13 protein-coding genes are annotated in these 12,265 nt (G+C 42.9%); 7 read left to right on the forward strand and 6 right to left on the reverse strand.

Annotation, left to right across the window (positions count from 1 at the left end; all coding sequences use genetic code 11):
* Positions 1-19 precede the first annotated feature (19 nt).
* Entirely contained in the window at positions 20-493 is a 474-nt protein-coding gene (locus ABDD95_RS06860; protein ID WP_345951166.1) for a TlpA disulfide reductase family protein, read from the forward strand.
* 6 nt (positions 494-499) lie between these two features.
* A complete protein-coding gene (locus ABDD95_RS06865; RefSeq protein ID WP_345951167.1) occupies positions 500-1,111 on the forward strand; it encodes a thioredoxin family protein in 612 nt (203 codons plus the stop codon).
* Between the two features lie 54 nt (positions 1,112-1,165).
* On the opposite strand, the gene ABDD95_RS06870 is transcribed toward ABDD95_RS06865, so the two are convergent.
* Complete coding sequence (locus tag ABDD95_RS06870; RefSeq protein ID WP_345951168.1) at positions 1,166-1,885, reverse strand: TMEM175 family protein; 720 nt, start codon at positions 1,883-1,885, stop codon at positions 1,166-1,168.
* 45 nt (positions 1,886-1,930) lie between these two features.
* On the opposite strand from ABDD95_RS06870, the gene ABDD95_RS06875 reads away from it, so the two are divergent.
* Entirely contained in the window at positions 1,931-2,053 is a 123-nt protein-coding gene (locus ABDD95_RS06875; protein ID WP_345951169.1) for a hypothetical protein, read from the forward strand.
* On the opposite strand, the gene ABDD95_RS06880 is transcribed toward ABDD95_RS06875, so the two are convergent.
* Positions 2,046-3,956 carry a DUF3857 domain-containing transglutaminase family protein gene (locus ABDD95_RS06880; protein WP_345951170.1) on the reverse strand — a complete coding sequence of 637 codons (1,911 nt, stop codon included), beginning with the start codon at positions 3,954-3,956 and terminating at the stop codon, positions 2,046-2,048. The two genes, ABDD95_RS06875 and ABDD95_RS06880, sit on opposite strands and share 8 nt — an antisense overlap.
* Positions 3,956-5,929 (reverse strand): DUF3857 domain-containing protein, encoded by a 1,974-nt coding sequence (locus ABDD95_RS06885; protein ID WP_345951171.1) that lies wholly within the window; start codon positions 5,927-5,929, stop codon positions 3,956-3,958. The genes ABDD95_RS06880 and ABDD95_RS06885 overlap by 1 nt, the downstream gene beginning before the upstream one ends.
* A gap of 108 nt (positions 5,930-6,037) precedes the next feature.
* Here ABDD95_RS06885 and ABDD95_RS06890 point away from each other — a divergent pair, with 108 nt between their 5' ends.
* From ABDD95_RS06890 to ABDD95_RS06900, 3 genes are all read left to right on the forward strand, one after another.
* Entirely contained in the window at positions 6,038-7,057 is a 1,020-nt protein-coding gene (locus ABDD95_RS06890) for an exonuclease domain-containing protein (RefSeq protein ID WP_345951172.1), read from the forward strand.
* A gap of 215 nt (positions 7,058-7,272) precedes the next feature.
* Positions 7,273-8,172 carry an NAD(P)H-binding protein gene (locus ABDD95_RS06895; protein ID WP_345951173.1) on the forward strand — a complete coding sequence of 300 codons (900 nt, stop codon included), beginning with the start codon at positions 7,273-7,275 and terminating at the stop codon, positions 8,170-8,172.
* Positions 8,173-8,184: 12 nt separating this feature from the next.
* Entirely contained in the window at positions 8,185-9,105 is a 921-nt protein-coding gene (locus tag ABDD95_RS06900) for a helix-turn-helix transcriptional regulator (RefSeq protein ID WP_345951174.1), read from the forward strand.
* A gap of 30 nt (positions 9,106-9,135) precedes the next feature.
* Here the strand turns inward: ABDD95_RS06900 and ABDD95_RS06905 are convergent, their stop codons facing one another.
* Positions 9,136-9,441, reverse strand: a complete 306-nt coding sequence (locus tag ABDD95_RS06905) for a hypothetical protein (RefSeq protein ID WP_345951175.1) — start codon at positions 9,439-9,441, stop codon at positions 9,136-9,138.
* A 111-nt stretch (positions 9,442-9,552) separates the two neighbouring features.
* Here ABDD95_RS06905 and ABDD95_RS06910 point away from each other — a divergent pair, with 111 nt between their 5' ends.
* Positions 9,553-9,900: a VOC family protein gene (locus ABDD95_RS06910; RefSeq protein WP_345951176.1), complete on the forward strand. Its 348-nt coding sequence runs from the start codon at positions 9,553-9,555 to the stop codon at positions 9,898-9,900.
* 56 nt (positions 9,901-9,956) lie between these two features.
* Here ABDD95_RS06910 and ABDD95_RS06915 read toward each other — a convergent pair whose 3' ends face one another.
* Positions 9,957-11,210 carry a glycosyl hydrolase family 28 protein gene (locus tag ABDD95_RS06915; protein WP_345951177.1) on the reverse strand — a complete coding sequence of 418 codons (1,254 nt, stop codon included), beginning with the start codon at positions 11,208-11,210 and terminating at the stop codon, positions 9,957-9,959.
* Between the two features lie 77 nt (positions 11,211-11,287).
* A complete protein-coding gene (gene queG, locus ABDD95_RS06920; protein WP_345951178.1) occupies positions 11,288-12,217 on the reverse strand; it encodes a tRNA epoxyqueuosine(34) reductase QueG in 930 nt (309 codons plus the stop codon).
* Between the last annotated feature and the right edge of the window lie 48 nt (positions 12,218-12,265).

Consider the following 12,265-nt stretch of genomic DNA (forward strand, 5'->3'; position numbering starts at 1 on the left):
GGCTAACGTTGTATACTTTATGAAGAAGCGTGTTTTACTTTGCATAGGTATGGTTTTGTGCAGCGCGGCAACTTTTGCGCAGGTAAAAACAATCAACCTGCAGCAACTGCAAAAGCGCATAAGTAATCCCGATACCGTTTATGTGGTAAACTTTTGGGCTACCTGGTGTGCGCCTTGTGTAGCTGAGTTGCCGTACTTTGAGAAGTTGCAGGCTACTTATAAAAGTAAGCCGTTAAAAGTATTACTGGTTAGCATGGATTTCGAATCGAAGCTGCAGGCCGTTAAAACTTTTGCCCGTACACATAAGCTTGCATCTGAAGTATTTTTGGCCACCCGTAAAAGCGACCAGGAGATGATTGATGGAATTGACAAGGAGTGGAGCGGGGCTTTACCGGGCACTCTTATCGTAAATGGTAAAAAAGGCATCCGTAAATTTCAGGAGCAGGAATTTACTTATGACGAACTGAATAAACTCTATCAAACCAATAAATAGTATACCATGAAAAAGTTAATTGCACTAACGCTGATTGCCATGGCGGGTCTGGCTTTTAAACCTGCCGACACCGGTTACAAAGTGGGCGACGTGGCCACCGATTTTAAATTGAAAAATGTGGATGGTAAAACGGTGTCGCTGGCCAACTATAAAGCGGCCAAAGGTTACATTGTGGTGTTTACCTGCAACCATTGCCCTTTTGCCAAGGCTTACGAAAGCCGTATAATGGCGCTTGATAAGCAATACGCCGGCAAGGGCTACCCGGTTATTGCCATTAGCCCTAACGATCCGATTGCCGAGCCGGCAGACTCTTATGAGAACATGCAAAAACTGGCTGCGCAAAAAGGATATACCTTCCCTTACTTAATTGACGAAACACAGGATATTACCCGTGCCTACGGTGCTAAAGCTACGCCGCATGTGTATGTACTTCAAAAAACTGCAGCCGGTAACGTGGTGCAATATATAGGCGCTATAGATAACGATACCGAAAACACCAAAACCGATAAGGTTAAATACGTTGAAACTGCTGTAAACGCCTTAATAGCCGGTAAAAAGATTGAGACTACTGCTACCAAAGCTATAGGCTGCACTATTAAATGGAAAAAAAGCGCTTAATATAATCAGGCATAAAAAAAGCTCCGCATCTTTTGCGGAGCTTTTTTTATGCCTTTATTTTTTGGGGTAATACTTACGACGGGCAATGCCTGTTATAATGGCAGCAACCGGAATTGTGTAAAGCGAAAAAAAGAAATTTAAATTGAAGTAATTAAAAAGCAATACAGCTATACCTAAAACAGGTATCATAAAATAATAAAGCCGTTGCACCTTCCATTGCAGGGTTGTTTCAATATTGGGGTTAGCAATGCAGAGTTCCGCTTTGTTTCTTACAATAAAACCTACCAATAGTGCTTGGGTTAAAAGATTGGCCAGCACAACACTTATATAAATGTTAACAGAGTAAGTATACAGTAGGGTATTAAAGCCTGCCGTTCCTGCAAAAAATGAGATGCCGAAAGGGAACAGCGAGATAGTGAAAAGAAAGAGCAGGTTATACACCAGGAACGTTCTGTTATAATCTTTAAGATAACTGCATATCTTGATGTGCCGCATCCAAAAATTAGCTACCAGAAAGAAACTTAAAGCATAACCCAACAACCGCGGTACTAATTCCTTAAAAGCGTGCTTTACCTCATGGTTAAATTGGTGAACCTTTTCGCTATCTGTGTTTTTAATGCCCTTTAAACCCTCGGCCAAAGTGGTTAAATGCTCGGGCATTTTAATCTCTATTACCATAATGGTAATAATGATGGCAAACACGGCATCGCTAAACAGGATTATCCTTTCCAGCAAAAACTCCTTCTTAATCTCCTGTTGCTCGGCGGCGTTCATGACGTTGAGTGTTAATGTTTTTGATTTTATATCTTTGTGCTGTATATGTCAAAGCAAAAAGAAGACTACTCCTTTTGGACTAAATATAAGCAGTTTGCCGGTAATGAGATATTGCTTTACGTAATTATGATTATTGGTATTATTGTAGGCATTATGCTGTTTAGTTAGCCTTTACCAGGGCAATTTTGTGGTTGTCGGCATCGGCTACGTGCTGGTAAAAGTCAACCAGTTCCTCGTATTTATCTTTAGGATAAGTGCCGTCGATAATTTCCAGTGTGCGCTTATAAACTACCTGGTTATCCTTGTTCAGAAAAGCGCTGGCCGTGTACCTGCCAAAGGGCTTGTTAATAGTAACTAAAAGCGGGTTGTTGTCTAACTTATAGCCTGCGGGTATTTGGTAAGTAATCTCATCCACATCAGTATAGCCGCGGTTTATATACACTTCTGTAGTTCGGTTGCGCACTTCGCGGGGCACCGAAGTACGGCGGTTGGCCAGGTTAGCCATAAAAAATAATTTCCCGCCCGATACCGAAGCATAATCACGCGCCTTAAATTTCATCTCTTCGTTATTAACCGGATGCAACGTTTTTAACGGACTTAATTTCAAGTCTTCTATTTCCAGATTTTCTATGCTGTAGCGCTTAACGGCGTCTTTAATCTCGTCGCTAGTTTCGCCGGGCGTAAGCGTAATATTGTCATATTGAGTACCCTCAAAAGTAGTGACCATATTACCGGCAAGCTCACCATCCTCCTTTAAGGTAAGCATCGCTTTACGGCTCTGCCGGCTATCTGCCGAGGTATACACCGGTGTATGCATCAGTTTTCCACCATCTGGCGTGCAGGCTAAAACCCAGCGGTCATCGGTAAAATCACCCAAAAAACCAAACGGCATGTGTTTGCTTGTACACTCTAACCAGGTTGTATCGTTTTTAAAGGGAAGGCATAATATAATATGATTACCCTGCTCTATACTGGCAAAATCGGGCATCAGGCTTTTCTTCATACTGCCCGCCTGTACTATGCAGTAATAAGAATCAATATTAACAGCTTTCAACAACGCTTGTGTGTAATTCACTAAGCCTTTACAGTCGCCATAGCTGAGCTGGTCAACCTCGCTCGCAGTAAAAGGCCGCAGCCCGCCTATACCCACTTGTATGCTTACATACCTGCTTTTGCGCTGCATGTACTCATAAATTGCTTTAGCTTTTAATTTTTGACTGGTAATGGTGTCGGTTAAACCCCTTATAAACGCTACAGTTGCGGGCTGTAAAACGGTTCGGCCAACCAGTAATTTACTGTATACCCAGCCACCTAAACCTTTCCAATCGCTGAACGAACCTTCGAAGCCTTCATAAGTAAAATGATCCGGAGCGATTTTTACCATGGTTTGGTAACGTTCAGGATCGGGGCTGTAAGGCTCATTGCGTAGCGCTTTTAAATTGCTTACTTCCCAACTGTAGGTATTTAGCCCGGCGGCATTAGTAGCTGTTTTAGCCGTACCCTGGTAATTAATTTCTTTGTAACGGATTGGAAAATCGGCCTTACAGACCAACTGGAATGAACTGTGTTCAACCGCCGTGCCTGTGCCAGCATTGGGTTGCCATTCACTTAGGTTTAATGATTGCTTTGCATTAACCTCATATTCATATTCAACAGTGTAAGGATAATCTGTTACGGCTGGCTGGTAATATTTGTAACGAGTATCAGTGAACATCGAAAAGCCATCTGCCGCGCTTTGATCTGTAAAGTTTTTATCCGAAAATTTGTTTACGGGCATGCCAAGTTCATTATAAACGGTCCCTTTCAAGTATTTTATCCGGCGGCTCTTGTCATACCAAATTCTTATGCTGGCGTCGCTATCACCATTTTTGTTAAGTACCGTAACTGCCGTTTTATAGTGGTAAGTAGTGTTGGTTAAATCTTTAACCTCGGTTATTACATCCATGTTACGCACCACTGCACTTGCATAGGGGAGCAGGTCTTTAGCAATGGCAGCTACTTCATACCTGGCCTGTGCGTAGCTTTGGCAAGCTATAATGCCAAGCACTAAGGTTAATTTTAAACGCTTCATTATTGCTTTTTGAATACGATGTCTGCCTTCTCTGTTTGTATAATCTTGTTGAAAAGCTCCTTCAGGTAAGGGTACTCTGCTGACGAGTATATGGATTGATTAAGCTTGATAACGTGAGAAAACGTCAGCACATTTTTGTCGTTGTTGTAATCCGTGATGAATTGACCACCAGTGTTAGGCAAGCCAACGCTCAATTGTTGCGGAGGTGTTTCCAGTGTAAAGTCGGCAGGTAAATGCATGGTTAACACTACCCGGCTTTCAAATGGTGCGCCCCAGTCAACCGGATAGGTACGTTCGGCCAGTTTAAAAGGGTTTTCTGTAAACCGGTTAAAGATGAAGGGATTAAAAGTAAGGCGGCTGGCGTTCAAATCATTGTACAGATTCATTTCCACTTCGTAAACCTCGCTAAGCGGCAAATCAAGACTATCCAAATTGGTTATGTTTGATTTTAAAATCTTGATTTTTGGCATCTTCTCGTCCAGGTTCTCTACATATTCGTCCAGGCTGTTAAATTTTTTAATTGCCTTTCGTTTTTCCAGCGCTTCATAACCCAGCGAATATTGAGTTATCTTACCGGTAAGCTTGCCGGTAGGCTGCAGCGTTAGATCCATTAAATAAGTCTGACCGCGTTTTTGCGAGGCTTTCAGGTCAATCCAGTAAGACGGTTTATCCAAACTAATCACGCGGCCCTGATCATTAATACACTCTATAGGCAGCAAACCAAATGGCAGTTGGGCGTCGGTAGCATCAAGCAGGTAAGAGTTTTCGCCTATGTTGGCCTTTGCCACAACGTAATTAAAATCGCTTACAACCGGGTAGAGCTTATTAACCACACCATTTTCGCGGGTTGATAACAAAACTGCTTCTGTTTTTATACCGGCGGCATTGAGCGCTACAACAAGGGACAGGTTTATATCGCCAATACTACCGCTTCGGGTTTCAAGCGTTTTACGTATACCGTTTAATGACCATATACCGGTATAGTTATTATGCTTAATGTGTTTTTGAATATACACATATATGGCCTTGGCCTTAGCCAAATCATCGGTCTTACCAGCAACCATTTCAGGGAGCTTTTCTTTGAATAAACTGGTTTTACGGAGCTGGCTTCCAAATTCATCCTGCTGTTTCAGGTATCTGTCAATATCGGCCCAGGTTTGTGTTTTCGATTGCTTAGTGCCGTCGTACGGGTTTATATAATCGCTCAACTCAAAATTTATAGCCGACATGAAATTTTTAGGAGCCGTCATGTGGTCTTCTTTAATAAAGGCAGGTAAATCGGCCATAACGAACACGAGTTTGGAACAATCGCACTTATTACCGCGTACCTGAAAGCAATCACGATCAATATCACCCGTATTTTTAGTAAGCTTGTACGGCCCTCTTAAGGTTGCTTTAAAATTAAAATAGGCCGGTATACGGGCTTCGTATTCAGAATATATTTTAGGAATACTGCTTTGAAAATCCCAGTCGCGAAAAGTTAGCGGGTTGGGCGACTCCAGGGTATACTTGTATTCAATTACGCATCCCTCACGTAAGTTAGGCATGGCAAACTTTACCAGGTCCCAGTATTTATTACGGTTCTCGATGATGACTTTTTTATTATCTAATACGCTGCGTTGCACCATGCCCTGCTCGTCGGTATAAAAGGTCATGCCCTCAATGTCACGTACTCTTTGAAAGCTGTTATTATCGTATTTATAAATAGGGATAGTCACATTGCCTTCATCGAAAGCCTTGCTGTTAAATATTTTTATTTTAACGTGATACTCGTGTATCAATGGTAAACCATCATTACTACTAATCCAGCTCTTGCCAAACTCTTGCAATACAACGGCGTTTGCAGTTGGGTCTTTAGCGTAGCTCTTCATGCTCATGTCTTCGAGCTTGTAGTTGCCGTAGGGAAAGTCTTCGGAAAAGGCGGGTTTGCAGGCCAGGGCGGCGATTACCAGCAGGAGTAAAAGTTTTCTCATTTAAATTGGAATAGTTTAGGATTGAAGCAATAAATACTATGGCATAAATATAAAAACTTATAACAAATCTTTTTAAACGTTTTACGACCTTTGTGAAAACGCCCGTTGATGAAATTAAACTTAAAACGCCCGCTCGCTTTTTTTGATCTGGAAACTACAGGTACCAATGTTGGCGCCGACCGGATCATTGAAATAGCCATAATTAAATTATTACCTGATGGGAGCGAGGCCAGCAAAACCTGGGTTATTAACCCAGAAATGCCTATACCGCTCGAAACCTCGCTGATACATGGTTTTTACGATGAGCATGTGAAAGATGCTCCCTTATTTAAAGCGGTAGGCACCGAAATAGCTGAGTTTTTAGGCGACGCCGACCTGGCAGGCTACAACTCAAACAAGTTTGACATTCCCATGCTGATGGAGGAGTTTTTACGGGCTGGTATTGCTTTCGATTTATCTGGAAGACACTTTGTGGATGTGCAGAACATTTTTCACCAGATGGAGCAGCGCACTTTAAAGGCAGCTTACCAGTTTTACTGCAACAAGGAAATTGTAAACGCCCACTCGGCCGAAGCAGATACCCGTGCCACCATGGAAGTGCTGCTGGCCCAGGTTGAGAAATATAAAGACACCGAATTTATTGACAAAAAGGGCAACAAACTAATACCTGTACAAAATGAGATAGCTGCCTTGCACGAATTTACGAACATGCAGCGCGCGGTTGATTTTGTAGGCCGTATGGTTTACAATGATGCCGGTGAAGAACTGTTTAACTTCGGCAAGCATAAAGGCAAGCGGGTTGAGGACGTGTTTGATATAGAGCCCAGCTACTTTGCCTGGATTATGCAGGGCGATTTTCCGCTGTATACCAAGCAAAAAGTTAAAGAGATACACGATAGATGGAACCAGCATCGGGCGCCTCGTCCGCAGCAACCCAAGCCGGCGCAGCAAAAACCGGCACAGGCTGATGGCAATACCCAAAAGAAGCCGTTTCAAAAGCCTTTCAACAAGCCGAATTTTCAGCAAAAGCCATATCAAAAGCCGGAACGAAGGCCAGATGAAACACCAGCTCAGCCCGTAAATGAGGATATGCTACAGGCGCTGGCTAATAAATTTAAGAAAAGTTAGTTTACTGGAGTAGTTGATCGGTTAATTCTAATTGATTAAGCGTCAGAAACTGCCTTCTTCCTATAAATTCTTTAAAAAAAACGGTGGGTAACAGCCCGCCGTTTTTGTTTTGCGCGCTTGTCTATTCAATAGCTGTTTTGGCTACAACAACAGTTGAATCGGTTACGTTTGCCGTTTTGATACAGCCGAGCTTTGGGGTATCAAAACAAACAAATATGAAAATCATTGTAACAGGTTCATTAGGACACATTAGTAAACCGCTTGCCGAAGAGTTGGTACAGAAAGGACATGCAGTTACCGTAATTAGCAGCAGTGCAGAAAGACAAGCAGAAATAGAAAGCCTTGGTGCTACCGCAGCTATTGGCTCCCTAGAAGACGTTCAGTTTTTAACTGATACCTTTGCTGGGGCCGATGCTGTTTACACTATGGTGCCACCCAACAATTACTTCGACCCCAATTTGGATCTTATTGCTTATTATACCAGGCTTGGGCACAATTACGCAACTGCCGTTAAGCAATCGGGCGTAAAACGCGTGGTAAACCTCAGCACCATTGGCGGCCAGCTGGAAAAGGGCTCGGGGATATTACTTGGTGCTCATGGTTTGCAACTTATTTTAGATGAGTTAGCACCCGAAGTGGCTATTACACATATGCGCCCTACATCATTCTATTACAATTTATACGCTTATGCAGACATGATAAAAAACGCCGGATTTATCGCTGCAAATTATGGCGGAGATGACATTGTGCCTTGGGTATCGCCGAAAGATATAGCGGCTGCCGTTGCCGAAGAATTGGAAACGCCACTTACGGGCATTAAAATAAGGTACGTAGCCAGCGAAGAGCTTAGTTGCAATGATACTGCCCGTGTTATTGGCGAAGCTATTGGTAAGCCAGATTTGCAATGGCATATTATAACTGACGAGGAAATGCTGAATGGTTTGAAGGCCGCAGGTATGAACCCCGGCATTGCAGCTGGTTTAGTTGAAATGTACGCCGGTTTACACAGCGGCCTTTTAGCCGAAGACTATTACAAAAACAGACCAGCAGTAATGGGTAAAGTAAAGGTGGCCGATTTTGCTCAGGAATTTGCAGCAGTTTATAAACAAAAGTAATTACCTTGTATTATGGCCAGTAGCACACCGTTCAGGATTAAAACCATAAGCGAAATACATCATTTCAGGGAGTTGCCTAAGCCCCAGCATCCACTCATTAGTGTGGTGAATGTGGAACAAATGAAGCGATTAAGCAACGATGAGCCCATGAGCTTGGTGCTCGACTTTTACTGCATTGCCCTGAAACGGAACTTTAACGGCCGGATGAAGTATGGGCAGCAGGAATATGATTTTGATGGTGGTATATTCACTTTTGTGGCACCCGGCCAGGTTTTCGGTATAGAAGTAAGCGGCGATGAAGATCTCAAGCATTCGGGATGGATATTATATATCCATCCTGACTTTTTGTGGAACACGCCTTTAGCTCAGAAAATAAAGCAGTACGAGTATTTTGATTATTCGGTGAACGAAGCATTGTTTTTATCGGAGAAAGAGGAGGCCACTATTGAAGGTATTATATTGAATATTGAGCAGGAGTACCACGCTAACATTGATAAGTTCAGCCAGGAAATTATTATTGCCCAACTGGAACTGATGTTTACTTACGCCGAAAGATTTTACCAACGTCAGTTCATCACCCGGAAGATAACCAACCACCAGATACTGAACCGGCTTGAAGACGTGCTTAACGATTACTTTAAAAACGGAGATTTACTGAAAAAGGGATTGCCTTCGGTAACGTACGTTGCCGAAAAATTAAACCTTTCGCCAGGGTATTTAGGTTCGGCTTTAAGGGTATTAACCGGCCAGAGTACCCAGCATCATATCCACGAAAAACTAATTGAAAAAGCGAAGGAAAGGCTATCTACAACGGGTTTATCTGTGAGTGAAATTGCTTATGAACTGGGCTTTGAGCATCCTCAATCTTTCAGTAAACTGTTCAAAACAAAAACTACACAGTCGCCCTTGGAGTTCAGGCAATCGTTTAACTGAATCGGCTAAGGATGCTTAAAGTAAAACTTGTTAATTAACTGGTTTAATACTCCCTTTAGCGTGCACAAAATTGCCGTTGGGCCAGGTCCAGTTCATGTAAACAACCTGTTTTTTGTGGTCTTGCAGTTGCACTATAGTATTGCCGTTCTTTTCTTTCCAGGTAAGCATAAAAACTTTGGACCTGATCTGCGTAATGGCAATCTCCACAGTTTCAGACTCGTCTACCTGTACGCCGTCTTTTTCGGAGATATAAAAAGTTAAGCTTGTTTCGCTTTCAATGTCGAGTACGGCTTTCGCCCCAAAATCTACCTCAAACTTTTTTCCTACTATCTTCATAATAAGGGATTTAATTGTTGATCAACCTGATTGATGCGCTGTTGATACAATATGCGAATTTAAATTAACATCGTACCTTTACTCTACACACTAATATAAATCACAATCCCTATGCTTACCCATATCAACCCTAAGTTACCTATGCGCAACAAAGCTGCCACCAGAGATTTTTACCTTAAGCGGTTGGGCTTTGAGCAATTTGGCGGCGATTATGAAGGCTACCTTATGGTGCAGAAAGACAATATTCAGATCCACTTTTTTGAGTTTGCCGCGTTGGACCCAAAAGAAAACTACGGGCAAGTTTATATCCGTACGGATGACATAGAACGCTGGTACAACTTTGTAAAAGATAAAAACCTTAACTATAACAAACTGGAGCACAAACCCTGGATGCAAACAGAGTTTTCTATTCTCGACCCGGATAATAACCTGCTTACTTTTGGACAAAATATAGCTTAAACAAACAAGGCCTTTTGTAAAAAAGGCCTTGTTTGTTTAGGTTGTTTCATGATGTGTTATTGTATCACTAACGGAGTGCCGTTTACGGTTACGTTTTTAGCTTTAACATCCTGGTATTTGTTTTTAAATTGAGGGTTTTTAGCTGTAGCCTCTATATTCTCAAAAATTACGTTGGCTACTTTGTCGGCAGTATTACCCTCCATAGCGCCGAAGCTGTTGCATTCTACTTTAATACTCTTCATAGCAATGTTACGCACGGTTCCGAACGGTTTTTCGGCGCTGCCGCCCAAATCAAAAAACTGTTTCCAGGGGTTCATGTCAATCACCATCCCACATTTGCCGGTTATGTTTTCAACGGTTACATCCTCATATATTTGGTAGGTATCCGGCCTCATTTTCAGTTTCAGGATGGGGCAGTTGTTGTTCACCTTGCAGTTACGCATTACAATGTTTTTGGCATGTATGCATTCGCTCCCTAAGGTAAGGGTGGCATGCGCCTCGCCAAATGTGCAGTTTTCTACCAGTATGTCCTCAACTATGCCGTTTTCGGGCCGCTTATGTGCATCGGGGCCTTTACCGCCTTTTATAACAATAGCATCATCATTAACCGATATGTAACAATTACGTACGGTTACTTTTTTACATACGTCAATATCTACACCGTCGGTGCTTGGCGCTTTTACCGGCCTAAAGGGGGAGCGGATATCGCAATTCTCAATTAACACGTTGTTGCACTGATACAAGTGGGTAGTCCAAAAACCGGAGTTACGGAGTTTCACATTCTGAATGTTCACATTATTACTACCCCAAATAAAAATTAATCTTGGCCGATGTACTTCCAGATTGGTGCTCTCCTTTTTTAACCGGCTCATGGAATCGCGGTGCGCCCAAAATCCCTTCCAAAACTTAAGTCCGTTACCATCAATAGCCCCCGGGCCGGTAATGCTAAAATTATCTACATTGCGCGCATTAACCAAAGCTGCATAATAATCCAGGCTCCTGCCCTCCATACGTGATGGTAGAAGAGGATAGTCGCCAATATTGTCAGACCCTTTCAGCACCGCACCTTCTTGCAAGCGCAGTTTGGTTTTTGGTTTAAAAAACAAGGCGCCGGTTAGGTAAGTGCCTTTTGGAATCACAATAGTGCCACCGCCCTTGGCGTTAGCATTATCAATAACACGCTGTATGGCTTTGGTGTTAAGTTTGGTGCTGTCGTTGGCAGCAACGCCAAATTTGGTAATCACGTACTCTTGCGAATAGGCACTAAAAGCTAGGCCTATGAGTAAGGTTAATAAACTAAGTTTTCTCATAATTGGTTGTAAGGAATAGTAAAAGTATTATTTTACCGTTACAAAGCCATCCTGTTCTTTCAGGCAGCAATGCATCCTTAAACTAAAAATTCAATATTGCGCTTTAGTCCGTCGAACTTGGTGCGCTTTACGGGCGATTTTTTGAATACCTGCTGGAAAGTTTCCTGCGTAATTTCCTGCCAGTCGCGCTGGCTCATTCCGAGCAAGTCGGGGTTGGGATTAAAAGCGGGTTCGTTGTGTGTGGTCGAGAAGCGGTTCCAGGGGCAAACGTTTTGGCAAACATCGCAGCCAAACATCCAGTTATCGGTTTTGCCTTTAAATTCTTCGGGGATGTTGTTTTTTAATTCAATCGTGAGGTAAGAAATGCAGCGACTACCGTCAACTACGTAGGGCGCTACAATGGCCTCGGTAGGGCAGGCGTCTATACAGCGGGTGCAGGTACCGCAATGGTCGGTGGTCGGTGCTATGTCATACGCCAGTTCGGCGTCAACAATCAGTTCGGCTAAAAAGAAGAACGAGCCATTCTTTTTGTTAATGAGATTGGAGTTTTTGCCAATCCAGCCAATGCCCGCACGTTGCGCCCAGGCACGGTCCAAAACAGGTGCCGAATCCACAAAGGCCCGGCCGCCAACCTCTCCAATGCTTTCCTGCATAAAGTAAAGCAGTTGCTTTAGCTTGTCTTTAATTACCTCATGGTAATCCATGCCATAGGCGTATTTTGAAATCTTAGGAGCTAATGGATCAGCCTGCTGCTGGTCGGTATAATAGTTTAATGCGAGCGAGATAACTGATTGGGCACCATCCACCAGTAAACGCGGGTCAAGGCGTTTATCAAAATGATTTTCCATGTACTGCATTTCGCCATGGTGGCCTTGTTTTAGCCAGCTTTCAAGACGTGGTGCTTCTTCTTCTAAGAAATCTGCCTTGGCAATACCGCAGAACATAAAGCCCAGGCGCTTAGCCTCGGCCTTAATTAACTGGCTATATTGCTGTAACTGCTGATTCATTTATACAAAGATAAACAATTGTAAGTGGTCTGAGTTCGGCTTGTTTAA

The organism is Mucilaginibacter sp. PAMB04274 (assembly GCF_039634385.2).
In the GTDB taxonomy this organism is placed as follows: domain Bacteria; phylum Bacteroidota; class Bacteroidia; order Sphingobacteriales; family Sphingobacteriaceae; genus Mucilaginibacter.